The sequence below is a fragment of the Terrimonas pollutisoli genome, assembly GCF_029360765.1.
Taxonomy (GTDB): Bacteria; Bacteroidota; Bacteroidia; order Chitinophagales; family Chitinophagaceae; genus Terrimonas_B; species Terrimonas_B pollutisoli.
Genome location: NZ_JARKNA010000006.1, coordinates 133659 through 156735, shown reverse-complemented (window position 1 = coordinate 156735; position 23077 = coordinate 133659). Strand labels below are relative to the sequence as shown.

Below are 23077 nucleotides of genomic sequence, written 5' to 3'. Positions count from 1 at the left end.
CACCTGGGTTGGTAAACATTTGGCAAAAAACTATCGCTTTACAAGTGAAGTGTTCATTGCGTATTTTTTTTGCTATTGAATAAAGCTTTCATACAAACACTTTACCGATTGCCGTATCACTGCATTGAATCCATTGTTATAGGCAGGATTGCAACCATTGGAGATAACAACGATACCAAACTTTTCTTTTGGATGAAAAAACATAGCGCTGTAAAGACCGTAGGCAGAACCGGTATGACCTTTCATCGTTTTGCCGGGAATCAATTTGTCAGTTGTAGAAATAGCTAGACCATATTCTTCTTTTTCATCTACCGGCACTTGCATTTGTTGAGCACTTTTTTTTGAAATGATCCTTTTCCCTTTATGTCGACCCTTCTTCATATGCATGATCATATACTCCGCCAGGTCATGTGCTGATATTTTCATTCCCCCGGTAGGCGAAAAGATCGGTGTACTATAACCCATCACATAATTATTGATTTCTTCACGGCGTGGGGCATAGGCACCGGGAGAAGCGATAAATCTTTTCAATGAGTCATTGTATTCATAAATGGTAGCAAACCGGGAGCTGTCTAATGAATCAATACAATACCCACCATACAAACCCAATGGATCAAGGATATGATGCCTGACATACTGATCGAACCGCTCACCGGATCTTTTTTCGATGATCGTTCCCACCATATTATAATTGAGGTTGCAATACATATACCCTGTTCCTGGTTGGTAATCATTATAACATTTTGCCCAATCCGCGTTTTTATCGGGATTAATAACATCAAGGGCAAAATAACCCTGGCTATCATTGAGCGAAGAACGGTGAGACATCACCATTCGCAACGTTATAACCGTTTCAGGAAATTTAGGATTTCTAACCTTGAAACCAATCAAATTACTGATATCATCATCCAGTGATAATTTTTTTGCTTCCACCAATTGCATAATAGAGGTGGCTGAAAAAGATTTGGAGATGGAAGCGATCCTGAAAAGACAATCATTGGTCAATGGAGCATTGCTGGCTGAGTCTTTCAACCCAAATGAATGGGTATAGATGATCTTATTCTTTTTTACTACTGACACTGACAGGCCCATCACCTGTGATTGTTGCATCAGGTCACGGATGCAGGCTTCTGCATTTTCGGCCTGGCCAAAACTTTCGACACTAATCAATAAAATAAAAAAAATCTTGCTGCAAGATTGTATAACCCAACTTTTGCTCATTTCAATTCAATTAATGGCTAAATATAAAGCTAAGGGGAAAATTTTCCCGGCTTGACTCGCAAGTACAGGATTACTTTACAATTTGTCCATCGGCTATTAGCTAACCTATTGCTGTTTCAAGCGGTCTGAAATTTGATACTTTATTAGCAGAATAAAACTATTACTATGGCCAAGCAACCTAAAGACAAAAAAGAAAAAAAGGACGAAAAAGAACCTTTACTGCAACCTGATCCTGAAACCCTGCATAAAACCGATCCGCAGGAGAATATGGAAGGGCCTGTATCTTCCGTCGTTCAAGCCATCAAAGAAGAAGCGGAAGAAAATGAAGAAAGAGATAAAGAAGACAAAAAGAAAAAGGATTAAAAAAATTGGGTATTACTGCTTTCGTAAATGTTGCACACAATTCGAAAGAGACCGCAGCTGATGATAAGTTGCTTTCCAAATATGTCCTTTTAAAGCTTTCTTTTTTTCAGGCCTTGTATCAAGACCTTCTTCATACCAATCACCATACTGGTGATCGATGATATATATCTTGATATATTGCCATTGTTTCTTGAATTTTTCAAAATACCGCATCGAATCATTCGGAAAGTGATCGGCCATCAGTAACAAGGTATTCAGACATTCCGCCTGCGACCACCAATTTTTACTATTCTTTATAATGGTGATGGTGCTTTTGTTTTTAAAATAATATCCCTCATCATAAAACCCGCCATTCTTTTTGTCCCATCCATTTTGCAATGCATGGTCCACCATTCGCTTTGCCACTTTCATGGTGGCCGTATCATTTTTTAATCCTAGCACATGCAAGGCTTCCAGCATGAGGTAGGCCGTTTCCACATCGTGACCAAAAGAAATGTGATCCAAATTGCGATGCTTTAGCACAACCAATTCCGATGAATCGGCAAAAGTAACAGGTGTCCAATCAGGTCGTAAGAAAAGAGTAAGGCCGCCTCTTGGTGTGGTGATGACATCACGGACCAGGTAAAGCATTTCCTTTAAGCGCTGCTGCAACAACTCATTGGGCCATACGCTGTAGAGTTCGGTAAAAGCTTCCAGCAAATGAATAGAGCTGTTTTGATCTTTGTAACCGAGGGAAGACGTAGAAGGAACAACTGCTGTCCGTTTTATGGGTGTACCATCGGGCAACAAGTCTTGATAATAGCCTTTATAAACAGGATCATGTGCTTTTTCCAGCCATTGAAAGCAATCCTTTGCCAGTTGAAGTGCGGCTTTATCACCTGATGCTTTGTACCATGCGGCTGAAGCATAGATTCCAAAGGCATTTCCATAGGCGGTTTTTGCGCTACTGTCTTTTAAATTCCCCTTGCGATCCACCAATGTATAAAAGCCGCCATGGTTTTTGTCCCACATTTTATTTTTTAGAAAAACAAAACCCTGGGCTGCGCATTTTTTGTAATGATCCGTCTGTGGATATAAGCGTGAGGCCAATGCATTGGACCATACATGCCTTGCCTGTGTCACGATCATTTTGTCCTGAGGACCGGTTGGCTGAAAGTCATATGTAAATGTGGTGAGAAAGCCACCATACACACTATCGACACTTTGTGGATACCATTTATTAAGCAGTTCATTGCGCATCGCTTTTTCCATTTCATCAGCCAATCGTAACCGCTCCTGACGAAACTCTTTTTTTGCGGGGAGGTTCTGGGCTTGTACATCCGACATGAATAATAAAGCAAAAAGCAAGTTTTTTATTACGCAGATAAATGCCTTCATTAATTGTGGAGGTTAAACACCAGAAGTTTTTGATGCAGCACTATTGCTATATAGCAGGATCAAACCGCTATCCTGCCGGTTGCCATTCCATTTTTGAGAAGATAATCATAGCTTTCTTTCAGGGCCTCGAATACATCACCGGTAGTCTTATCCATTTCTACAATCATCCACTCAGTATTGCCTGCAGCTGCTTTTACGATAGCCGGAAAGTTTTGAGCCCCTTTACCAACAGCCACCATTGGATCAGGGTGATCATCCGCTAATGAATCCCGCCAAATGGCAGGTCCGTCTTTGATATGCAGCATCGGAGCCCTTTTCCCAAACTTCTTCACGATAGCTGCAGGATTCTGACCCGCTACTTTTACCCAATAGGTATCTATTTCAAAAAAAATATCCTTGTCCAACATTTCTAATAGCACTTCGTAAACAAAGCGTTTACCGGCTTTATTGCGGAATTCCCACCAATGGTTGTGTATGCCAAACTGCAAGCCATTGGCTTTGGCAAAACGATTAGCGTCATTATAAACGGTCACCAATTGTTTGGTACCGGCAAGTGAACCATAACGGATATCTTCCGGCCAACCATGCCAGATCATTTTTTTACAACCCATTGCTTTCGCTGTTTCCAGGAAAGCAGCCTTTTTATCACCAATGGGTAATTCAATATGCGCAGAACAAACAGGCAGGCCTGCTTCTTTTAAATATTGTCCCGCCTGTTGTACGCTAACACCATCCGGCCAAAAAGCTGTTTCTACCGCCTCAAAGCCGATATCAGCGATCCGTTTGAGCGTACCCCGTATATCTTTCTCTATTTCTTTTCTTACCGAGTAAAGTTGCACAGCAATCTTTGCTGGCTTCTTTTGCCCGGTCGCTTCTGTTAATCCAGAAAAGAGGGTAGAAGGAGTGATAGCAGCTCCCAGGGCTCCCAGGCCTCCTAATTGCAAAAATTTTTTTCGTTGCATTAGCAATCTTTAGCCCTATAAATTTAAAATAAAATATTGGTGCAAAAGTTCATCCCTGCCGGACAAATAAAGAATATGCAGGATTTAATTTTTCTTTCCACCGGGATAAAATGATACTTATGATCAAATAAAAATTCGGCAACCAGCTTAATTAATATTACATTTAATAACCTCTTTACCCCTGTAACAACCATCCTGCCCCTTCTATTTTTTAATCTTCAAAAAACAAAATCAATGAAACGGTTACATTTTGCCGGCTTGCTTTACTGCTCAACGATGCTATTGTTTTTTACCTCCTGTGGTGGAGGCGACAGTAAAAAAGAAACTACTACTGACTCCACTACTGCTGAAACCACCACACCAGTTGCTCCGCCTGAAGTAAATACGATCATCACCACACCGCAAAACATGATGATCGCACGGCATAAGGTAGCTAATTTCACCAAATGGAAAACTTCTTACGATGAACATGATTCCTTGCGGCTTGCCAATGGTATACACAGTTATGTCATTGGCCGGGGTGTGGAGGATTCCAACACCGTGCTCGTTGCTGTCAAAATTGACGACTTAGACAAAGCCAAAGCTTTTGCCAAAGATCCCAGCCTGAAAAAGGCGATGCAAAAGGGTGGGGTCACCGGCACACCACAATTTAATTTTGTGACAGCCATCTGGCAGGACACGGCTGTAATCGGCGCAGCTCCCCGGTCGATGACCACTTTTACGGTTAAAGATTGGGATGCCTGGAAGAAAAGTTTTGATGAAGGAAAACAGGATAGAGAACAGAATGGCATAGCGGTCAGAGTAGTCGGTCATGATGCCGATGATAATAAAAAGGTGGCCCTGGTAACGGCTCTGATGGATACTGCCAAGGCTCATGCTTACTGGAAATCTGATGCATTGAAAAAAAGAAGAGAAGCCGGTGGCGTAACCAGCGAACCACAACGTTTTGTATTTCGTGTTGTTCAGCGTTATTATTAAATATTGATCCCTGGTTTATTGGTTTATTGATTTTTGGTAAATCTGTATGCTGCTGAAGAGTTTATTTTAGATATTCTTACTCATAAAAAGATAAAGCAATTGTTTCATCCGTATATCCTTATTTTATTTTGGTCGGATGGTACTTACCATGACAAAATTTTCATTACATATAAAGAGCAATGAAAATTTTGTCATGGACGTTTCATCTTTTTTGTTTTTAATAACGGCCAAGAGCGGAAGCTGATCGTAAGGTTGCACTTTAGTTCAGAAATAAAATGCAAATCGGATCCGTCTATCTGTTTTGTATTAGCAAAGCAATCAGCGCCGCGATAAAAATAACGCCGTAACCCATATAGAGATATTTTCTTAGTTTACGGCTGCCTGCCCAAATGCCAATTCCCATTTTTACCAGTGTATTGGAAATGGCAGCGATGATGACTGCATTGGCGGCAATGGAAAGGTCAAGATTGGAATGTGCCAACTTAGACACAGAAATTGTAATAGCGTCTATATCCGACAGGCCGGCAATAGCGCTGGATAACAGCATTCCCTTTTCGCCGAGTTGATCATTGGCATAGCTCACCACCAGCAAAATGACTATATAAATAAGACCAAATACCAGGGCTCCCTGTAAGTCAAGGGGTTTGGTTTTAGGAATGGTCGCTTCTATTTTTTCTTTCCTTTTTTGTTTGTGATACTTGTAGTAGATCAGCAGCGTAATACCGATCCCTGCCAGGAATACAAGCAGGATGGAAAGATAAGTTTTGTTAAACAAGGTGCGGTTAAACAAAAAAGTCCAAACCAGCACCCTGATGATCATAATGGAGGAAGCTGCTAAAATAGCAATCGAACAACTATGGGATAAGGCCTCATTCTCCTTACTTTTTTTGGCAAAGACCCAGGTTACGGCTGTACTGGAAACCAATCCGCCCATGATGCCGCTTAAAAGTATACCCCTGCTGGCTCCCAGGAGCCGCATCAGGATATAACCGGCAAAGCCCAACCCGGAAGTAAGGATGATAACCCAACCGATCTCACGGGGATTAATCACATTATAAGGGCCTAAATTTTGATCAGGCAGAAAAGGAAAGATCAATAATGCCACCACAACAAATCGGATAAAAGCATAGAGCTCTTCCGCAGTGATCTTTCCGACGATGGTTCTTAATTGCAATTTGACAGACAGCAAGACCACCATCACCACAGTGATGGCAAGGCTGGCCACTATCAAACCCAGCAAAGACAAAGTACCGAGGAAAAAAACTGCCAACAATGAGAACTCTGTAGTAGCGCCAATATCGCCTTTGGATGCCGTGATCCAATACGATACCCCTGTCAATATAATTACTGCCAGCAAAATGCCCGCATATACCAATGGAGAAAGCAGGTAAAAAGTCATGCCTGCTATCAAGCCAAGAAGTGCAACAAAAATAAAAGTTCTGATCCCTGCAAAGGCTTCCACCTTTTCCTTCATAGCGGTATATTCCCGCTCTAGTCCAATAATAGCTCCGATACCAAGTGATACTAAAAGCCGGATAATAAAATCAGCCTGGGTTAACTGGAATGTTTCAGTATTGATAAGATAGTTGTCCATGACAATAACGGGCCGCTATAAAATTAGCTGAATGTAATAAATCACATGCCTATCCGTCTTGCTCCCAATGTCCAAGTTCCTCTTATTCAATTTTAACACCAAATTGAAACATTTTGATACATGCTGTGTTTTTTCATGAGGTTATTGAAAAAACCCGTCCCTAACAGCAAATTACTGTGCAGCATGAAAAATCATGAACCCACTTACTCATTATTAGATGTAGCTCCTGTCGCCAAAGGCAGCACGGCTGCCAAAACATTTAAAAACAGCCTGGACCTGGCCCAAAAAACAGAAGCGATGGGCTATACCCGTTTTTGGCTTGCCGAGCATCATAATATGTTACACATTGCAAGTGCGGCTACTTCGGTATTAATTGGTCATATTGGGGGTGGCACTAAAAAGATAAGAGTGGGTTCCGGGGGTGTAATGCTGCCTAATTACTCACCGCTGATTGTAGCGGAACAGTTCGGCACATTGGGTTTGCTCTATCCCGGTCGCATTGATCTTGGCCTGGGCCGGGCACCCGGAACCGATCCGGATACAGCTTTGGCCATCCGTGCAGACAGGATGGCATCAGTGCATAATTTTCCCGAAGAGATTAGCCGGATACAACAATATTTATCGACTGAGAATAGCAATTCGAAAGTCAGAGTTCCCTTTGCCGAAGGTGTAGATCTGCCCATTTATATTTTGGGCTCCAGTACTGATAGTGCTTATGTAGCTGCGCAGAAAGGTCTTCCATATGCTTTTGCCAGTCATTTTGCTCCGGCGCAACTTTTAGCGGCACTGAATATTTATTACAATGAATTTCAGCCTTCATCATTTTTACAGGAACCTTATTCCATTGCCTGCATCAATGTGATAGCAGCGGATACTGACGAAAAGGCTGAAAAACTTTCCACTTCATTACTCAGGATGTTTGTCAACATCCTGACCGGGAATGCTGATTACCTGCAGGAGCCAACCGGGATGACAACAGAGTTACGGGAACTTTGGCTCCACCCTTCCGTTCAGCAAATGCTGAAGTATACATTTGTGGGGAGTAAAGAAACCGTAAAAAGAAAAACGGAAGAATTTTTAAGGGAGACAGGGGTCAATGAATTAATGGTTGTAACCAACACATATGATCACGCCGACCGGGTGCAGTCATATCGAATCTTTGCTGAAATAATGCAGGAACAAAAAACTGAAAAGGTTTCTACTGACAATATTTCTCAAATCGGTTGATGCATTGTGGGCTACAGAACACTTCAATTTATACCGATTTATTCCAATCCGTTTCGTTCATTGAATAAAAAGACCGCCTGTACGATTTTGAAATAATCATCCATTTAATAAGACTTTCTTTGTTCCTAATAAATTTTCAGCAATGAACACCAGCCTATTTCCCAGGATAATTATCGTGGTCTTTGGTCTATTTTATTTTTCTAATATCAACGCCCAGGATAATTATCGTTATGCAGTTGATCTTACGAAGGCGGATGATGATCAGCTGGCGGTTGAATTGATTACCCCAACTGTTACAAAGAAAAACATTGTGTTCTATTTTCCCAAGATCGTTCCGGGAACTTACATGAACAGCAATTATGGCAAGTACGTACACAACCTGAAAGCCTTTACAAAGACAGGCTCGGAATTGCCGGTAAAGCAAACGGGCGATAATAGTTGGGAGATTAAAAATGCTGATAAACTAAACCGCATCACGTACAAGGTGGAAGACACCTGGGATTCAGAAATAAAAAACAAAGTGTACACCATGTGCGGTACCAATTTCGAAGCAGGTAAAAATTTTGTAATCAATACGCCTGGGCTCTTTGGCTATTTCGATGGCATGAAGAAAAACGCTTTTGATTTATCGTTTACCAAACCAAAAGGTTTTTATGCCGCTACGGGTTTAAAACCTGTTTCAAGCACTGCGACGAGCGACCTGTTTCGTGTAAGTAATGCAGACGAACTTTATGATTCACCTATCATGTTTTCTTTGCCGGATACCACTACTATCCGGGTGGGCAATGCCGATGTACTGATCGCTGTTTATTCTCCCAAAAAGCTGGTGACCTCAAAATTCATCGCAACCCATTTGGACAAACTCTTAATGGCAACAAAAGATTATTTAAAAGGCAAATTGCCAGTCGATAAATATGCTTTCATCTATTATTTCAATGGTGAACAAAAACCACTCAGCAGTGCAGGTGCGTGGGAGCATTCCTATTCTTCTTTTTACAGTGTGCCTGAACAGCCGCAGGAAGAAGGTATTGGTATGTGGGTAGATATTTCTTCGCATGAATTTTTTCATATCGTGACACCACTCACAATCAGCTCTAAAGAAGTAAAGGAATTTAATTTCAATGAGACGGTGCTATCCAAACATCTCTGGCTTTACGAAGGAAGTACCGAGTACTATGCGCATCATGTGCAGGTATGGGGCGGACTGATCACTCCTGAGAAATTTTTGGAAACAATGGCCCAAAAGATAAACTATTCACGGAGCCATTACAAGGATGATCTTTCCTTTACGGAGATGAGCAAGGAGAGTGCTGGTAAATATGCGGATCAATACAACAATGTGTACCAGAAAGGTGCGTTGATCTCGGCCTGTCTTGATCTTTATTTGCTTCATCTTTCCGGTAATCAATATGGCTTGCGGGATCTGAAGCATGACCTGGGGGTGAAATATGGAAAGGATAAATATTTTGAGGATGAGCAATTGTTTGATGAGATCGAAAAATTGACTTACCCGGAAATAAAGGAATTTTTGCTGAAGTATGTTCAGGGCAGCGAACCTATTCCTTATGAAAAATATTTCGGACTGGCAGGAGTGAAATATATTCCGACAGAAATGAGCCGGACCATTTCCCTGGGTAGCATTGGCCTCACTGCTGATTCGTTGGGAAGGATCGTAGTGAATGATGTGAAGGCAATGGATGACTTTGGAAAGAAAATGGGCTACCAATTGAATGATGAGTTAGTAAGCCTGAATGGTAAAACCTTAACGCTTAGCAATGCAGGAAATTTGATACAGCAATTTTTTAGCAACACCAAAGAAGGCGATCCGGTAAAAATAGAAGTGAGACGCAGCATAGCTAATGGGCAACCGCAGTTGATGACTTTAACTGCGCCAGCCATGATGGTAGACAAACCGAAACTACACCAGTTGAAATTTGATGAACAGGCGACACCGGAACAATTAAAGTTGAGAGGGTCTTGGTTGAGTGGCACCCCTAAGAAAGGATTTTAGCTATACTGATACAGCTTTTATCCAGGTTTAACCTTGTCATTAAAAGAAAAAATGAATGCCTGAAACTATCATCTACATGCCTGGTAAAGGCATTGATTCATGTATTTCTATGGACGCTCCGGTATTCCATTGTAAATGCGGATGACCTATTAACAGTGATTTGGCTTCGTTCATGTCGTTTGCCTGCAAAATAGAATAACCGGCCACATTTCGGTTACTGCTTATGGCCTGGCCATTGGGAAGTAGTTCTTGTCCGTTCATCAGTGGCGAGCCCAAATCAATCAATTTATCACCGCATTGGTTCGCCCATTGCCTCCATGCTTCCATTCCCTTCACCTGGTCCTCCGGCTCCATATTGGCTGTTTCCTGCATAGCACCAAAAGGCGCATGATAGAGAACGACAAATTTTTTCATATTGGTAAGTTTTAGCGGTGAAGAAATCAGGTATTACAGGAGTTGAGATAGTAATGCAAAATTATCAACATTGATCCATTAAAAATTTTGATGCCACTGGTTATAAAAATATTGAGCTGGATGAGATTGTTGCTGTAAAGGCAGTGGGTGTTACGCCGGAGTATTCAGAATATGAAATCAAAGGGATTTAACAATAGCTGCATACAAAATAAATGACACTGAAAAGCCTTCACCAGGAAACCCAAAACCAACAAGCCGCAGCAGGAATGGGTTCGCTCTCCTGGTTTCATACTAATTCTGGTGCTGGCAGTTTTTTACTGGTTGATAATTCTGCCACAGGTTGTGGCAGAATTTGCCTTAATAATACGGACTGATCATCAGGTACACCGCCACGCCTGTGATGGCAACATAAAGCCAAACAGGCCAGGTAATGCGGGCCAGCTTTTTATGCCGTGCATATTCACCTATGAGGCCACGGTAAGCTGTAAACAAAATAAAAGGAAGAATAAGACCGGCCAGAGGAATATGTGTGCCGAGTATGATATAGTAAATCATTTTGGATGTGCCTTCACCACCAAATTTAGTTTCACCTGCAAATAAGTGATGACAGATATAGCTGACCAAAAACAGGATAGATAAAACCATCGCTGTCAGCATTATCCTTTTATGCGCTTCATACTTACCTGTTTTAACAGCCCATAAGGCTACGATCAGCAAAACCGCTACTGCCGAATTGATCAGTGCATTTAGCTTTGCAAAGAGATGTACATCGAAACCAAGGTCCACTTCCAATTTTACCCGGCTCAATAATACAACCGCCGCGAAAACAATTATAGAAAAGACGATGATCAGCCATGAAGCTTTTTGGTCATTTTTTTTCCAAACAGGTAACAGCATTTTCTATTTTTTTCGAATAATAATTAATAATACACCCACACCCAGGATCGCTATCAGAAAGACCACAGCGATCAGTTGCAGCTTACCTGCCAGGAAACTTTTCCGCGTTGGATCTTTTTCCATGGTTAGTAAAATAATATCATTGGACAATTGCCTGAGCGAAGCTGAATCCAACCCATGATAATAACCCCGCACATGACGGTTGCTATCGATCAAAACAAAATGATCGGTATGAATAAAGTTCGTATCAACACCCTGGCCGTCTACTACGCCAATCTTCATTTCATTAATAGCCATATCATAAATTTCCTTCTTGGGACCGGTTAGCAACCACCATTGTTCAGGATTTACCTGGAAGCGGTCTGCCCATTGTTTCAACCTGGGCACTGAATCTCTTTCGGGGTCGATACTGAAAGACAGGAAATGCAGAAAGTCAGGCGTTTTATCGCCAACCCGTTGCGAATTATTGATCGACTGCTGCAACCAACGCATATTGCTGGTAAGCCGCGGACAAATAGTGGGACAATGCGTAAAGAAAAAATCAGCTACGACTACTTTTCCTTTCAGCGATGACCATGAAACGGTGTCACCTTGTTGGTTAGTCAATGAAAAGTCGGGCAATTTATGCCAGGCCGTATCAGAAACTTTCTTGCCTTTTTCTGTTTTGGTAATGATGGAATCCGCCAGGTAATGACGCGGCATATGAATGGCCGAATCACTATAACCCTTGACGATAAAATAACAAAGCAGTGGCACTAATACTGCCAGCAACAATGCATATAACGCTTTCTTGTTCACAGATACATCATTTATCTATAGTCGCTAAATTATTTCCAGGTAAAACTTCTCGCAACGTCTTCATTAGTTAAGTCGTTTTAATAATCGTATATTCTGTTTTACTTTTTGCCTTGATGCAAAAAGTAACAAAAAAATCAAGGCTGCAGAAAAATGGCTAAAATTTGTTTCGTTACGCTACGGCGAAAAAGCTTACTATCATCAGCATATCGCTACTCAGCAATTCTATGTATCTGCTTTTAAAATTCTCATCAACATTTTCGCCGCTTAACGCTTCACTTAACAAATTTCTTAACGCCATTTTTCTGAGGCCGTCCCATTACTGTAGCACCCCTTTAAATTTTAAGCGACTCTTATAATAAAATCGCCGGTCTGAAATGCAGTTGCAAAGACCGGCGATCAAATTTTTATAACAAAAGTTTACTGCTTACCGGGCTTCACCTCTTCAGGAGCTTTCTTCTCTGCATGGTGCTGCTGCGGCATAGTAGACTCCTCGAAATGCTTGTCATATGTATTGCGAAGATTCTTATAGGAATTACCGTCGACAATAAACGCAATGATAAACCAGATGAATAACAACAGCGGTACCACAATGGTCATGATCATGTTCCTGATCTCGTCACCCAGGTGCATAAAGACAGAAACGATATAATAAGCCTTGGCCAGCGTCAGGATGCATACTACACCTTTAAACATCAATACCAACAGGTGACTGGGATCAGGTCCTTTGTGTATTGTATAAATCCCTAAACCAATTGCCAGCTCAATCACCGTGATCACTGACAGCAGTATGGTTGTCTTTCTTACCTTCTTCCTGAATTCTTCATCCGTCTGATGCTGGTGCGGAATGGTGATTTCAGATGACATTGCGTGTTGATCCATATAAAAAAGTTTAACCCCAAACCCCTAAAGGAGCTTTCGAATAGTCATTAAAGTTGAAAATATCCTGCTTTAATGAATTGGTCTATTAAAAAATATTAATTAATTACTATAAAGAACTTCCAAATCTAAACCCGGTTTCATTCTAAGTCCTCCGCCGCGGCGGAGACAGGGGTTTTAAATCAAATAAAAACACAGGAATACGAAAACCCATACCAGGTCTACAAAGTGCCAGTACAAACCAGCTTTTTCTATCATCAGGTAATGTCCTCTCTTTGCAAACACATCTTTTTGTGTCATGATCAGCATCACCATATTAATGATAACACCAGAAAATACGTGGAAGCCATGGAAACCTGTGATTCCATAAAAGTAACCACCGAATGCCACCGGTCCGTTCTTCCGGATATGCAGTTCGGATACATTGATCATATCGATCAACTTTTCTTTTGGCATTCCCATCAGCTGCTCATGCACCAGCGAATGATTTTGTTCGTGTGCCAGCAGCGCCAATGAATGTTGTGATGAGTTTTTCAAAGCTGCACTCGCCTGTTCAGCACCTACCAAATCACCCCAGGGGTTGACGGTAGTTGTTTGCCCCACCCACTGAATGGTACCATCGATCAGCGTTGGATGTGTCCCGGTGATTAAGTGATGCCATTCCCATGCCTGACAACCCAGGAAAGCTAAGCCACCAACAATAGTCCAGGCCAACCATTTTATTACACCTTGCTTATCTCCTTTGTGACCGGCATGTACCGCCAATACCATTGTTACCGAACTAATGATCAAGATAAATGTCATTACACTCACAAAGGCCAAAGGCAAATTAGCATGCCCTGCACCCGGAAATGCATTGAACACTACGTTTGGATCGGGCCAGAAGTTTTGACTGAAACGAATACTTCCGTATGAGATCAGGAAGGCGCCGAATGTAAACGCATCACTCATCAAAAAATACCACATCATCAATTTTCCGTACTCCAGGTTGAAGGGGCTTTTACCTCCACTCCACCATTTTGTCTGATGCGCTGTAGCTGTTGTCTCCATAATATTTAAAGTTCCAAAGGTTTAAAAGTTTAACAAGTTTCAGAAGCACCCTACTTCATCAATTATTCAAACTTTCTTATATCCATGTTTAAAAAAATTCCAAATTCCTTCTTAGTTCAAAAGGTTTCAGAAGTTTAAGAGGTTTCAAAAGTTGGTTCATGTTGCAGTTAACCTTTTAAACCTATTGAACCTGTTAAACTTAAACTCACTATCCAATCACAATAAAAAATACCAACAGGTAAATCCAGAGTATATCAACAAAATGCCAGTAAGTAGCTGCTACTTCTACCGGTATTGAACTATATACTTTCAGTCTTCCAAAAAATGCTTTCATCGTCAATACCGTCAGGGCTATCACTCCGCCCACAACGTGCAGGGCATGTAACCCAAATATCACATATAAAAACTGGCCTGCTCCGGTTACACCTTTCAATTTAATACCCTGTTGCTCCCAAAGATCTTTAAAACCCAGCCACTGACAAATCACGAAGACAATTCCTAACACAACAGTCAGAGCAATCTGCCACCTATAGCTACTCATTTCACGTTGACGAAATGATCGCAACGCCATTTGGATCATCAGGCTGCTCAATACAATCACAGCCGTTGATACCCAAAATATTTTCGGCATGTCAATCTGCCTCCAGCCCACCAGGTTGCTTTTTACAATAAAAGCACTGGTCAATCCGGCAAACATCATCAGTATGCTTGCTATCGCCACCCACAAAGTAAACTTATGTGGATGTATTCTATTTTTTTGTTGATTCATCACCGCTTCCATCACACTTTTATTATAGTTACATTTTACTCATTAATAAAGCCAGCAATACTACCGGCAAATACAAATAGCTTCCAAACATCACTTTCCTGGCCGAGGCTATGTCCATTTTTTGATATAGCGTTATACAACGTAGCAACATAAACAGGTTTGCCAGCACTACCAGGAACAGGCTGATCACGCCTTTTACATCATCATAACTGCACATGCCGGTCAAAAATGGCAATACGGTTACCGGTATTAACAGCAATGAATAAATGATCGTCTGCAATGCCGTAAACCTGGTTGGTCCCTTATCAGCTGGCAACAATCTAAACCCTGCTGTTGCATAATCCTTATGTGCCACCCAGGCAATAGCCCAGAAATGAGGGAACTGCCACAGGAACTGAATGCCAAACAAGATCCAGCCTCCCAGTGATAATTGACCATCTCCCGCTGTCCAGCCAATCAGGCAGGGCAAAGCACCGGGTACCGCTCCAACCAGCACGGCAATAGAGCTTACTTTCTTTAGCGGCGTGTAGATAAATGCATACAGAAATAAACTAAACGCTGCCAAACCGGCTGAGAGAAAGTTGAAAAAATAACCCAGTATAAAAACACCAATAGCACCTGTGATAATCGCAAAGGCCCATCCATGTTCCACACTCATTCTGCCGGAAGCAACCGGCCTCTTGCCCGTTCGCTTCATCATGGCATCCGTATCTTTTTCAACTACCTGGTTGATGGCATTGGCACTGCCTGTTACCAGCATCCCACCTACAAAGAGCATGAGTATCCTGAACCATTTATCTTCATACGCCTCAAAACCTTTGCTTAGCATAAAACTGATCACACTGCTAAACACCACCATGATACTCAACGAAAGCTTGACCAACTGTAAATAATCTTTTAAGCGTCCCATCACCAAGCCTCCTCCCGACCTCCTCCGAAGGAGGAGGCCATCAACACACAGCCCTCGCTTTTCGAAAATTCATTATTATAGTTCAAAGGCATTCTTTTTTATATTTTCCCATTACGCAAAAATCATTTCAACTAATCAGACTCTTCGAAAGCCCTCCCTTCGGGAGGGTTTGGGTGGGCCTAATGCTTACTCTCATTCGCTCCAATCGGTTCTGTCTGGGGAATATAATCTCTTCCATCTTTACCATAGTCATAAGCCCAGCGATGTACTTCTGGTATCTCGCCTTCCCAGTTACCGTGACCAGGATTGATAGGCGTTGTCCACTCCAGCGTAGTAGCACCCCATGGGTTGGTTGAGGTTACTTTTCTTCCTTTGAAAATAGAGTAGATGAAATTAAATATAAACATTAACTGAACTGCAAATACTATGATCGAAACGATGGTGATCATTTTATCCAAATCACCAAACTGGTTGAATGAAAGCCAGGTGCTCTTATCCAGGTAACGGCGGGGAATACCAGCCAGACCCTGGTAGTGCATCGGCCAGAAGATCAGGTAAGCACCAATCAATGTCACCCAGAAATGGATATAGGCTAATGTACTGTTGAGATATCTGCCATACATTTTGGGGAACCAGTGATATATACCGGCAAACATACCAAACATAGAAGCCACCCCCATTACAATGTGGAAGTGCGCCACTACAAACATGGTATCATGCAGGTGAATGTCAATAGTGGAGTTACCGAGGAAGATACCGGTTAAACCACCGGATATAAATAAGCTTACAAAACCAATGGAGAATAATGCGCCGGGAGTGAAGCGGATATTACCCCGCCACAAAGTAGTAAGCCAGTTAAACACCTTGATCGCTGAAGGCACGGCAATCAGCAATGTCAGCAATACGAACACCGATCCGAGGAATGGATTCAAACCTGTTACAAACATGTGGTGCGCCCAAACCAGGAAGGCAAGGATAGCGATCGCAAATAAAGATCCCAGCATCGCCATATATCCAAAGATGGGCTTACGTGCATTTACCGAAAGAATTTCAGACACCATTCCCATCGCTGGCAACAGGATGATATATACTTCGGGGTGACCCAGGAACCAGAATAAGTGTTGATAGAGGATTGCACTTCCACCTTCGTTCGGCAAAATTTCACCGTTAACTACGATATCACTCAGGAAGAAGCTGGTACCCAGGTTACGATCGAATAATAAAAGAACCGCACCGGATAACAATACGGGGAATGATAATACACCCAATACTGCGGTAAAGAACAATGCCCACATCGGCAAAGGCAGACGTGTCATGCTCATACCTTTTGTCCGCATGTTCAGAATGGTTGAAATATAGTTCAGACCACCCATTAACGATGATACGATGAACAACGCCATACTGATTAGCCACAAATCGGCTCCGATCTTGGATCCATCACCGGCTTGTCTCAACGCACTCAGCGGAGGATACATCGTCCATCCACCACTGGCGGGACCTGTTTGAGTAAACATTGATGAAAGCATTACTATACCGGCTATAAAGAAGAACCAGTATGATAACATGTTGAGGAAGGGCGAAGCCATATCTCTTGCACCTACTTGCAGAGGAATCAAAAGATTGGCGAAGGTTCCACTCAAACCCGCTGTCAATACAAAGAACACCAGGATGGTTCCATGCATCGTCACAAGAGCATAGTAGAATTCTGGCTTGATCAAACCACCCTCGGCCCAGTGACCAAAAAATGTTTCAAGGATCGGGAACGTTTGGCCCGGATAACCTAATTGCAAACGAAACAGTACGGAAAACAAACCACCGACAACTGCCCAGATCATACCTGTGATCAGGAATTGCTTGGCGATCATTTTGTGATCGGTACTAAAAACATACTTCTGAATAAAGGATTGATGGTGATGATCATGATGATCACCGTCGTAATGAACCTCATGTCCTACGGCTACCTCAGGGTGTATATGCATTGCTTCGCTCATAATCTTTTATTTGTTGGCAACACTTCTTAGTTGCCTGTTAGTAACATTTTAATCTTAATGACCACTCATTGCTACAGGAGCAGGAGCTGCTGCTTTGGTTGTATCTGCTGCTGGCTTTTGAACAGATGGATCTTTATCCGGGAAAGCGGCAAAATATTTCGGCTTCTTAGACAGAATCCAGGCATCAAATTCTTCCTGTGTTTCTACAACTATTTCTCCTCTCATGGTATAGTGACCTCTCCCGCACATCTGATCACAGGATATTTCGAACATAAAATCGGGATTACTGGTTTCTTCACGCATCTGCTTGGTTGTTTTCGTTGGTGTAAACCAAATGCTGGTAGGTGTACCGGGCACGGCATCCATCTTCATCCGGAAGTGCGGAAGACCTACATCGTGAATAACATCTTTGGCGCCAATCACCATTTTGACCGGCTTATTAATTACCAGGTGCATCGGCTCACCACTTACAAAAATATCATCGTGGTTGGCAGGATCATCCCAAAGTTGTCCCAGCGGATTATTAGCTGCATCGTCGATATTTTTATAATATTTCTTTCCTAAGATTTTATCTTTTCCGGGATAGCGGTATTCCCATTTAAACTGGCTACCGGTGACTTCAACCAGCATGGCATTCTTGGGTGCTTCACCAGTAATCTTAAACCAGTAGAAGATTCCAAAACCAACTAGCACTGTGAGTGTAATAGCAGGGATAACCGTCCAAATCAACTCCAGCTTATTATTGTGCGGATAATAATAAGCTTTACGGGTGTCAGACTCCTGGTATTTATAGCAGAACCAGAACAGAATGATTTGTGTAATGAAGAATACAATACCGGTAATGGCTATGGTGATGTAGAGCATATTATCAATATGCACACCGTGGTTGGATGCCGGTTCGCCTAAAATTTTTCCTTTCAGCCTTTCATTGCAATAATAAACGCCAATCATTCCGGCAATCAGGAACACCAATAACAGGAAGGCATTGATCTTATTAGTTTGTTTTCTCGATCTTTCTTCGCCCCTCATGATGGCCACATACTCACTGGCCTTGGCGATCTGAAAAGTGATCAGAAAACCCAGTACCAGTATCGCAATGATGAAAAAAGTTTGCATAATCTTTTATTCAGTTATTAGTACTCTATTTTTTGTTTCAAAGGTTTCAGCGGTTTAAAAAGTTTAAGAGGTTAGAGAAACTTATTGAACCTTTTGAACTTGTTAAACTTTTCAACATACTACGTGTGATGGATAATACTTTCTTTAATGAACGGATGATTTTTTGCCAGCAGCGGGAACTTCGCTAATGTTCTCGTCGTTACAAACATGATCAATCCTACAAATCCAAGCGCAATACCAAAATCATATAATATTGACGGTACATGCTCTGGTGACGGGCTTGGGAATACCATCTGGAAAAAATCCAGCCAGTGACCCAGCACAATCAACATCGACATAAATGTCATTGTCGTATAATTTCTTTTAGCATCTCTGCTCATTAAGATAAGAATTGGCGCCACAAAGTTGATGATCAGCATGAGCCAGAATATACCGCTATAAATACCTTCGGCCCTTGGTTTGAAATAAACTGTTTCTTCCGGGATATTGGCATACCATATCAGCATAAATTGGGAGAACCACAGGTAAGTCCAGAAGATGGAAAACGCAAACTGGAACTTTCCGAGATCATGCAGGTGCTCATTATTAGTATATGGAAGATAGCCATGGTTCTTAAGATAGATCACAAATAAAGTGATCACAGCAATGCCGGCTACAAACGTGCTGGCAAAAGTGTACCAGCTATACATGGTGCTGTACCAGTGTGCATCGATGCTCATCAACCAAAGCCAGGGAATAGAGGACATTACTGTCAAAGCAAAAACTACCAGGTATAAAGCCGCCCATACCGTGTTGGTCCAGATATATTTTTTTCCTTCTTCTACAGATGGTAAAGGGTTTTCGTCCAGCATACGGGAACGCTGGCGCATCTTCCAGCCAAGGAATGACCATAATACAATTGTCAGCACAGTAACTACTGCAAAAAAACCTTTACTTAAAAACCCGGCTTTGTGCAATAATGTAGGATCATGTTTTACATGTTCAGCGTCTGTCCAGTGATAGATTTCATGATTACCACCAAAAGCTATCGATAATAGAATGGCTCCGCATATAACACCCATCACCGGCACGCAAGCCGATACTGCTTCACTCACCCTGCCAAATGCAAGCTGAAAACCACCCCAGCCCAATGTAGTAGCACAGATGAAGAACATAGCAGCATTTACTACCAACAAGAAGTAAACGCTGTTCTGCAACAGGCTACCCCAAAATCTTGCCTGTTGGTGCGGATCACTTTTAGATCCCGACGTTACATACAAACCAATAATTGCCAAGATACCTATTGCCATTAAGACAAGAGACACTGTATTGAACTTCTTTGGTACTATAAAATTTTCCCGGCTTGACATCAGCTTTCTTTTATTTTCTTAATCAAAATCTTATTTCGTTGTTGCTACTGCGGCACTGTCAGCAGCAGGCTTTGCAGTGGAATCCGTCGCAGTTGGCGCAGCCCCACCACCTGGAAACTGTTTAGCCTTTATATAAGCTATCACTTCCCAGCGTTGTTTTGTATTCAGTTGTGATGCATAGCTACCCATTTGTCCTTTTCCATAAGTTACAGAATGGAACATCGTGCCTTCAGGCATTGCTTTCATTGCAGCATCCATAAAGTTTTTCGGAGCAGCCGAATAAGGGCCGTTCCCATCTTTCCACAAAGGACCATTCCCATCCAGCTTGGGACCATGACAAATACCGCAGTTCACCAGGTATAATCTTTCTGCCTCTTTCATATTCACTGAAGCAGCGGCTACAGGGCTTTTTATACCAGCCGACTGCACATAGCCTGCTGAGTCATTCTTCAACGTGTAAGCCACCATATCACCGCGGGCAATTGTTCCTTCTACTGGCCGGCCCGTATAATGCACTTCACCTTCAACCCCGGAAGCTTTTAGTCTTTCCTGGGCAGGAGCGTAGGTTTCATAAGCGTTGCTATTAGCCATATCGGGCATATAAGCCCTGCCCGGATTACGGCGTACATTATCACAGCTTATTAATGCTGCCGTCAGAACTACACATCCACCTATGATTAAAAAATTCCTTGTCATCATTATCGTGTTTAAAATCCCAAATATCAAATTCCAAATTCCAGCGAAATCTTCAACTTATAAACTCTTCTGTTCTCTATCTTCCGACTCTCTCTTAGGCCACCACTTCTTTTTTTCTTTCAAAGCGGACGGTGTCTTTATCATATCTTCCCAACCACCACTGGGTTTCTTTGTACTGCACCGACACATCCTGCGCTCCGATACTATTTAAAAAAGCGGTTGCTTCCTGTTCATCTGTTTTATCGGTGCATTCCAGCGCCATTACAAATGTGTCGTCAGTTGACCGCAGGTTGAAATGATCCTTCTTTACAAAAGGGGCCAGTTGGCAAAGCCAGCAAAAGGTCAGCACCATACCTATTGAAGCAAACAAAACTGTCAACTCAAATGTGATAGGTATCCAGGCCGGTAACGAAAAGAAAGGTTTACCGCCAAAGTTCAATGGCCAGTCAGTAGTTAACATCCAGGTGATGAAACCAAGTGCAGTAGCTGTACCGGTAATACCATAAATAAAACCGGCCACATGAAGACTGGTATCCCGAAGACCCATTTCCTTGTCCAACCCGTGGATAGGAAAAGGCGTAAACACATCGTGGATCTTATAACCCGCCCGGCGAACTTTCTTCACCGCAGGAAACAAAACGGCCTCATCATAAAAATTGCCAACGATAAATTTTTTTACACTCATACCCTGAATCCGCCGCGGCGGACTAATTAGACTCCGAATTTTGTAATCACTTTACTTTTAGTCTTTCGTAAAATTCAGAGTGGTTAAAAAATATTTTTATTTATTCTTCTCTTCTAACTTTTTCAAATCCCTACATGAACGCCGACCTAAGTTCTCCCTTTAGGGGGACAGGGGGTTACGCTCCGTGATCATGTATATGCCTGTGCCCAAACTCATCCGTCGTCTCAGCTTCCACTGCACCCATTTTTTCTTTATACACATCGCCGTTTTTCTTCAATATATGTTTGATCTCAGCAATCGCAATTACCGGGAAGAACTTAGAGAACAGGAAATAACAGGTAAAGAACAAGCCGAATGTTCCCATATAGAAACCAACCTCCCAGATAGTGGGAGTATAGTAAGTACTCCATGCACTGGGCAGATAATCACGGTATACTGAAGTAACGATGATCACAAAACGTTCGAACCACATACCGATATTCACCAATATGCTCATGAAGAAGGTCACAAACAGGTTTCTTCTCATTTTCTTAAACCAGAAGATCTGTGGCGACAATACGTTACAACCCATCATCAGCCAATAGCTCCAGCCATAAGGACTGTTCAGGTTAAGCCTGTTTTCTTTAAACGCAAACCACTCGTAATCTACGTGGCTATACCAGGCCATAAACAACTCAGTGAGATAAGCGATACCAACGATAGAACCTGTCAGGATAATTACTTTATTCATCACCTCGATATGCTCGATCGTGATATATTCTTCTAATGCCAATACTTTACGGGTGATCAACAACAGTGTCTGCACCATCGCAAAACCCGAGAATACCGCACCCGCTACGAAGTAGGGAGGGAAGATCGTTGTATGCCAGCCGGGAACTACAGAGGTAGCGAAGTCAAAAGATACTATTGTGTGAACGGATAATACCAGCGGTGTACTCAAACCTGCCAACACTAATGATAAGGCTTCATGTCGTTGCCAGTGCTTGGTCGAACCTGTCCAGCCAAAAGCCGCTACGCCATAAAACATTTTTCGCCATTTCAGTTTTGCCCTGTCTCTCAATGTAGCGAGGTCAGGCAATAAACCAGAATACCAGAATAATAATGATACAGTGAAGTAGGTAGAGATCGCAAATACATCCCACAAAAGCGGTGAGTTAAAGTTCACCCACAACGGACCACGGGTATTGGGATACGGTAAAGTAAAGAATGCCATCCAAACACGGCCCATGTGCCAGATAGGAAACTGACCCGCACACATTACCGCAAAGATGGTCATCGCTTCGGCTGCACGGTTCACCCCTGTTCTCCATCCCTGGCGAAACAGTAATAAGATCGCAGAAATCAGGGTACCAGCGTGACCAATACCCACCCACCATACGAAGTTGGTGATGTCCCAACCCCAGCCGATGGTCTTATTCAGGTTCCACTGGTTTGTTCCATATATTACTTCCATTGTTACTGACACAACTCCAAACAGCAGCAAGCCAACAGAAATAAGAAATCCGAGCCACCAAAGTTTGGAAGGCTTGGCTTCTACCGGCCGGCATATATCTTCGGTCACCTGGTGATAATCTTTATCTCCCTCTACCAGAGCTGGCCTTACCTGTGATTCGTATCTGAGTAATCCCATAATTTAAGCTTTGAGCTGTAGCCCTGAGCCTGTCGAAGGGTGAGCTACGAGCTTTTCGTTTATTTATTCAACTATTTTTCTTCTTCGTTGTTCTTTTGTTTCCAGCATGAGTGCTACTATCATCGCCTGTTGTGTCACTCACTTCATCGTTCTGTTCGCTATT

General features: G+C 42.3%; 22 protein-coding genes. 4 read left to right on the top strand and 18 right to left on the bottom strand.

Annotated features, from left to right (window positions below; genetic code table 11):
- Positions 1-72: 72 nt before the first annotated feature.
- Positions 73-1221 (bottom strand): serine hydrolase domain-containing protein, encoded by a 1149-nt coding sequence (locus tag P2W73_RS13125; RefSeq protein ID WP_276502506.1) that lies wholly within the window; start codon positions 1219-1221, stop codon positions 73-75.
- 165 nt (positions 1222-1386) lie between these two features.
- Here P2W73_RS13125 and P2W73_RS13120 point away from each other — a divergent pair, with 165 nt between their 5' ends.
- A complete protein-coding gene (locus P2W73_RS13120) occupies positions 1387-1584 on the top strand; it encodes a hypothetical protein (RefSeq protein ID WP_276502505.1) in 198 nt (65 codons plus the stop codon).
- A 12-nt stretch (positions 1585-1596) separates the two neighbouring features.
- Here P2W73_RS13120 and P2W73_RS13115 read toward each other — a convergent pair whose 3' ends face one another.
- Together P2W73_RS13115 and P2W73_RS13110 are read right to left on the bottom strand one after the other, a co-directional pair.
- A complete protein-coding gene (locus tag P2W73_RS13115; protein ID WP_276502504.1) occupies positions 1597-2961 on the bottom strand; it encodes an AGE family epimerase/isomerase in 1365 nt (454 codons plus the stop codon).
- 59 nt (positions 2962-3020) lie between these two features.
- Positions 3021-3923, bottom strand: a complete 903-nt coding sequence (locus P2W73_RS13110; RefSeq protein ID WP_276502503.1) for a sugar phosphate isomerase/epimerase family protein — start codon at positions 3921-3923, stop codon at positions 3021-3023.
- A gap of 234 nt (positions 3924-4157) precedes the next feature.
- Between P2W73_RS13110 and P2W73_RS13105 the strand changes: the two genes are divergently transcribed.
- Positions 4158-4901: a hypothetical protein gene (locus P2W73_RS13105; RefSeq protein WP_276502502.1), complete on the top strand. Its 744-nt coding sequence runs from the start codon at positions 4158-4160 to the stop codon at positions 4899-4901.
- 292 nt (positions 4902-5193) lie between these two features.
- Here the strand turns inward: P2W73_RS13105 and P2W73_RS13100 are convergent, their stop codons facing one another.
- Positions 5194-6495: an MgtC/SapB family protein gene (locus P2W73_RS13100; RefSeq protein ID WP_276502501.1), complete on the bottom strand. Its 1302-nt coding sequence runs from the start codon at positions 6493-6495 to the stop codon at positions 5194-5196.
- Between the two features lie 183 nt (positions 6496-6678).
- On the opposite strand from P2W73_RS13100, the gene P2W73_RS13095 reads away from it, so the two are divergent.
- Together P2W73_RS13095 and P2W73_RS13090 are read left to right on the top strand one after the other, a co-directional pair.
- Entirely contained in the window at positions 6679-7722 is a 1044-nt protein-coding gene (locus P2W73_RS13095) for an LLM class flavin-dependent oxidoreductase (RefSeq protein WP_276502500.1), read from the top strand.
- 142 nt (positions 7723-7864) lie between these two features.
- Complete coding sequence (locus P2W73_RS13090; RefSeq protein ID WP_276502499.1) at positions 7865-9733, top strand: M61 family metallopeptidase; 1869 nt, start codon at positions 7865-7867, stop codon at positions 9731-9733.
- A 72-nt stretch (positions 9734-9805) separates the two neighbouring features.
- On the opposite strand, the gene P2W73_RS13085 is transcribed toward P2W73_RS13090, so the two are convergent.
- The 14 genes from P2W73_RS13085 to nrfD form a co-directional block, all read right to left on the bottom strand.
- Positions 9806-10147 carry a hypothetical protein gene (locus P2W73_RS13085; RefSeq protein WP_276502498.1) on the bottom strand — a complete coding sequence of 114 codons (342 nt, stop codon included), beginning with the start codon at positions 10145-10147 and terminating at the stop codon, positions 9806-9808.
- Positions 10148-10504: 357 nt separating this feature from the next.
- Complete coding sequence (locus P2W73_RS13080) at positions 10505-11044, bottom strand: DUF420 domain-containing protein (RefSeq protein ID WP_276502497.1); 540 nt, start codon at positions 11042-11044, stop codon at positions 10505-10507.
- Between the two features lie 3 nt (positions 11045-11047).
- Positions 11048-11842, bottom strand: coding sequence for an SCO family protein (locus P2W73_RS13075; RefSeq protein WP_276502496.1), 795 nt, complete (start codon positions 11840-11842; stop codon positions 11048-11050).
- Positions 11843-12011: 169 nt separating this feature from the next.
- On the bottom strand, positions 12012-12140 hold the full coding sequence (locus tag P2W73_RS13070; RefSeq protein WP_276502495.1) for a hypothetical protein: 129 nt from the start codon (positions 12138-12140) through the stop codon (positions 12012-12014).
- Between the two features lie 119 nt (positions 12141-12259).
- The gene (locus P2W73_RS13065) at positions 12260-12721 is read right to left on the bottom strand and encodes a cytochrome C oxidase subunit IV family protein (protein WP_276502494.1); all 462 of its coding nucleotides are present in this window, start codon (positions 12719-12721) and stop codon (positions 12260-12262) included.
- 174 nt (positions 12722-12895) lie between these two features.
- Positions 12896-13768, bottom strand: a complete 873-nt coding sequence (locus P2W73_RS13060; RefSeq protein ID WP_276502493.1) for a cytochrome c oxidase subunit 3 — start codon at positions 13766-13768, stop codon at positions 12896-12898.
- 208 nt (positions 13769-13976) lie between these two features.
- Entirely contained in the window at positions 13977-14537 is a 561-nt protein-coding gene (locus tag P2W73_RS13055) for a cytochrome c oxidase subunit 3 (protein WP_276502492.1), read from the bottom strand.
- Positions 14538-14565: 28 nt separating this feature from the next.
- Entirely contained in the window at positions 14566-15447 is an 882-nt protein-coding gene (gene cyoE, locus P2W73_RS13050; protein ID WP_276502491.1) for a heme o synthase, read from the bottom strand.
- 179 nt (positions 15448-15626) lie between these two features.
- Entirely contained in the window at positions 15627-17438 is a 1812-nt protein-coding gene (locus P2W73_RS13045) for a cytochrome c oxidase subunit I (RefSeq protein WP_276502490.1), read from the bottom strand.
- Positions 17439-17492: 54 nt separating this feature from the next.
- Positions 17493-18554, bottom strand: a complete 1062-nt coding sequence (locus P2W73_RS13040) for a cytochrome c oxidase subunit II (protein ID WP_276502489.1) — start codon at positions 18552-18554, stop codon at positions 17493-17495.
- A 119-nt stretch (positions 18555-18673) separates the two neighbouring features.
- A complete protein-coding gene (locus P2W73_RS13035; RefSeq protein WP_276502488.1) occupies positions 18674-19903 on the bottom strand; it encodes a quinol:cytochrome C oxidoreductase in 1230 nt (409 codons plus the stop codon).
- Between the two features lie 30 nt (positions 19904-19933).
- The gene (locus P2W73_RS13030; RefSeq protein WP_276502487.1) at positions 19934-20599 is read right to left on the bottom strand and encodes a c-type cytochrome; all 666 of its coding nucleotides are present in this window, start codon (positions 20597-20599) and stop codon (positions 19934-19936) included.
- A 94-nt stretch (positions 20600-20693) separates the two neighbouring features.
- Positions 20694-21284, bottom strand: a complete 591-nt coding sequence (locus P2W73_RS13025) for a DUF3341 domain-containing protein (RefSeq protein WP_276502486.1) — start codon at positions 21282-21284, stop codon at positions 20694-20696.
- A 175-nt stretch (positions 21285-21459) separates the two neighbouring features.
- Positions 21460-22914, bottom strand: coding sequence for an NrfD/PsrC family molybdoenzyme membrane anchor subunit (gene nrfD / locus P2W73_RS13020; protein WP_276502485.1), 1455 nt, complete (start codon positions 22912-22914; stop codon positions 21460-21462).
- Positions 22915-23077: the final 163 nt, after the last annotated feature.

Excerpts from the sequence above, each read along its gene's own strand:
- P2W73_RS13060 (WP_276502493.1), bottom strand. The coding sequence starts at position 13,768 with ATGGAGACAACAGCTACAGCGCATCAGACAAAATGGTGGAGTGGAGGT.
- P2W73_RS13090 (WP_276502499.1), top strand. The coding sequence starts at position 7,865 with ATGAACACCAGCCTATTTCCCAGGATAATTATCGTGGTCTTTGGTCTA.
- P2W73_RS13120 (WP_276502505.1), top strand. The coding sequence starts at position 1,387 with ATGGCCAAGCAACCTAAAGACAAAAAAGAAAAAAAGGACGAAAAAGAA.
- P2W73_RS13070 (WP_276502495.1), bottom strand. The coding sequence starts at position 12,140 with ATGGCGTTAAGAAATTTGTTAAGTGAAGCGTTAAGCGGCGAAAATGTT.
- P2W73_RS13100 (WP_276502501.1), bottom strand. The coding sequence starts at position 6,495 with ATGGACAACTATCTTATCAATACTGAAACATTCCAGTTAACCCAGGCT.
- P2W73_RS13080 (WP_276502497.1), bottom strand. The coding sequence starts at position 11,044 with ATGCTGTTACCTGTTTGGAAAAAAAATGACCAAAAAGCTTCATGGCTG.
- P2W73_RS13035 (WP_276502488.1), bottom strand. The coding sequence starts at position 19,903 with ATGTCAAGCCGGGAAAATTTTATAGTACCAAAGAAGTTCAATACAGTG.
- P2W73_RS13055 (WP_276502492.1), bottom strand. The coding sequence starts at position 14,537 with ATGAATCAACAAAAAAATAGAATACATCCACATAAGTTTACTTTGTGG.
- P2W73_RS13105 (WP_276502502.1), top strand. The coding sequence starts at position 4,158 with ATGAAACGGTTACATTTTGCCGGCTTGCTTTACTGCTCAACGATGCTA.
- P2W73_RS13125 (WP_276502506.1), bottom strand. The coding sequence starts at position 1,221 with ATGAGCAAAAGTTGGGTTATACAATCTTGCAGCAAGATTTTTTTTATT.
- P2W73_RS13040 (WP_276502489.1), bottom strand. The coding sequence starts at position 18,554 with ATGCAAACTTTTTTCATCATTGCGATACTGGTACTGGGTTTTCTGATC.
- P2W73_RS13045 (WP_276502490.1), bottom strand. The coding sequence starts at position 17,438 with ATGAGCGAAGCAATGCATATACACCCTGAGGTAGCCGTAGGACATGAG.
- P2W73_RS13115 (WP_276502504.1), bottom strand. The coding sequence starts at position 2,961 with ATGAAGGCATTTATCTGCGTAATAAAAAACTTGCTTTTTGCTTTATTA.
- P2W73_RS13110 (WP_276502503.1), bottom strand. The coding sequence starts at position 3,923 with ATGCAACGAAAAAAATTTTTGCAATTAGGAGGCCTGGGAGCCCTGGGA.
- cyoE (WP_276502491.1), bottom strand. The coding sequence starts at position 15,447 with ATGGGACGCTTAAAAGATTATTTACAGTTGGTCAAGCTTTCGTTGAGT.
- nrfD (WP_276502485.1), bottom strand. The coding sequence starts at position 22,914 with ATGGGATTACTCAGATACGAATCACAGGTAAGGCCAGCTCTGGTAGAG.
- P2W73_RS13030 (WP_276502487.1), bottom strand. The coding sequence starts at position 20,599 with ATGACAAGGAATTTTTTAATCATAGGTGGATGTGTAGTTCTGACGGCA.
- P2W73_RS13025 (WP_276502486.1), bottom strand. The coding sequence starts at position 21,284 with ATGAGTGTAAAAAAATTTATCGTTGGCAATTTTTATGATGAGGCCGTT.
- P2W73_RS13065 (WP_276502494.1), bottom strand. The coding sequence starts at position 12,721 with ATGGATCAACACGCAATGTCATCTGAAATCACCATTCCGCACCAGCAT.
- P2W73_RS13085 (WP_276502498.1), bottom strand. The coding sequence starts at position 10,147 with ATGAAAAAATTTGTCGTTCTCTATCATGCGCCTTTTGGTGCTATGCAG.
- P2W73_RS13095 (WP_276502500.1), top strand. The coding sequence starts at position 6,679 with ATGAAAAATCATGAACCCACTTACTCATTATTAGATGTAGCTCCTGTC.